This is a genomic window from Cupriavidus sp. SK-3, assembly GCF_000611145.1.
In the GTDB taxonomy this organism is placed as follows: domain Bacteria; phylum Pseudomonadota; class Gammaproteobacteria; order Burkholderiales; family Burkholderiaceae; genus Cupriavidus.
The window spans coordinates 350-1704 of record NZ_JFJV02000184.1 but is presented as its reverse complement, the minus strand read 5'-3'; the positions used below and the strand labels follow the sequence as shown (position 1 = coordinate 1704).

The following is a 1355-nucleotide window of genomic DNA, read 5'->3' as shown; positions in this document are numbered from 1 at the left end:
TGGTGAAACCGCCTTTGACTTTAAGCCTTTGTAGTTGAAGTTGAAGTTGAAGTCAAAGCACTGCAGTGGTCTAATTTCCTCGGACAGGTCGATAGGATCGACAATCCATATCGACGAGGAAACAGACGACAAGACAACGCCGACAATTTGATGCCAGCTTCAAGCTGGAAGTTGTACGGATGGTGAAAAACCAGGGTCTATCGGTGGGCGACGTTTGCCGGACGATGGAGCTTGGAGAGACGGCAGTGCGGCGATGGCTGGCGCAGTACGATTCGGAACTGGCGAGCGGTACAGGAATTGGCAAGCCGCTAACGGCAGAGCAGCAGCGCATTCGGCAGTTGGAGGCTGAGAACCGGCAGTTGCGGGAGGACAACAGCATCCTAAAAAAGGCCTCGGCCTTCTTTGCACGAGAACTCAAGTGAGTTATCGGGTGGTAACCCACCTGCAAGAGAAGGCTGTCTCTGTCAGTTCGGCGTGCCGGCTGTTGGGCGTCAGTCGAGTTGGCTACCACGCTCACCGGCGCGCCTTGCCGGGTGCCAGGACAGCGATACCAACCTCAGCCCAATGCTGTTCTTTCCGCTCACGGAGTCAGGCACATCCGCGCAAACTCTCTGCAATCGTCGTCCGCGGCGGGATGTTGCAGCACCGCGCTAAGCGCATCCACGAAGGCCGCAACGGTTGGGCCGCCTTGCTCATCGCGCTCAGCTTCGTCCATGCGCATCATACGGTCCAGGAACGCTACCACTTGCGTGCTCGGCTGCCGCTTTAGTGACGCCAGCAACTGCGCTGCATAGACGCCGACGGGCTGGCGCTCAATCAGCGACCCGAAGGGGCCAGGACCACCATAATCCAGCTCGGGATACTTTTCGATCAGGGCCAATATGCGCGCCAGGACTTGTTGATAGTCTTGGCTTTCCAGCGCGCCGAGGTGTTCGTAAATGCAATCGATGACAATCCATTTGTCACCCTGTGCGCGAGCCTCTGCGGCCGCCTTGTCGATGTTGGAGAAAATTGAATCTGGATTCATTGCGTATTCCGGTGATTCTGACCGCCGATTCCGGCATCGTGACCAGTGATTCCGGTTTATCGTGACCGCAGTGTCCCCGCGGTTTCCGGTTGAATGTGACCGGCGATTCCGGCGTTGTGACCGGCGGTGGGTCGAGGGTGTTGCGCAGGGACGGATTCTACTCTGCCAGGCTAGGCAGTGGGGTTGCCGCTGGATGTAGTGCTCGTTTTTTGAGCAGTCTTTCTCATTGAGTCGCCGGCCAGCGTGATGCGGTGAATGAGGTGCATCAGTCGATCGAGAATCGCATCGGCGATGGTGGGGTCGCCGATTCGGGGCGGAGATCGAAACG

General features: G+C 57.7%; 3 protein-coding genes. 1 reads left to right on the top strand and 2 read right to left on the bottom strand.

Annotated features, from left to right (window positions below; translation table 11 throughout):
* Positions 1–107 precede the first annotated feature (107 nt).
* Entirely contained in the window at positions 108–422 is a 315-nt protein-coding gene (locus tag CF70_RS38610; RefSeq protein WP_035867274.1) for a transposase, read from the top strand.
* A gap of 158 nt (positions 423–580) precedes the next feature.
* Here the strand turns inward: CF70_RS38610 and CF70_RS17550 are convergent, their stop codons facing one another.
* Both CF70_RS17550 and CF70_RS37960 read right to left on the bottom strand, forming a co-directional pair.
* Positions 581–1027: a hypothetical protein gene (locus CF70_RS17550; protein ID WP_035867267.1), complete on the bottom strand. Its 447-nt coding sequence runs from the start codon at positions 1025–1027 to the stop codon at positions 581–583.
* A gap of 170 nt (positions 1028–1197) precedes the next feature.
* A partial coding sequence (locus CF70_RS37960; protein WP_235185104.1) for an ATP-binding protein occupies positions 1198–1355 on the bottom strand: 158 nt, incomplete at its 5' end.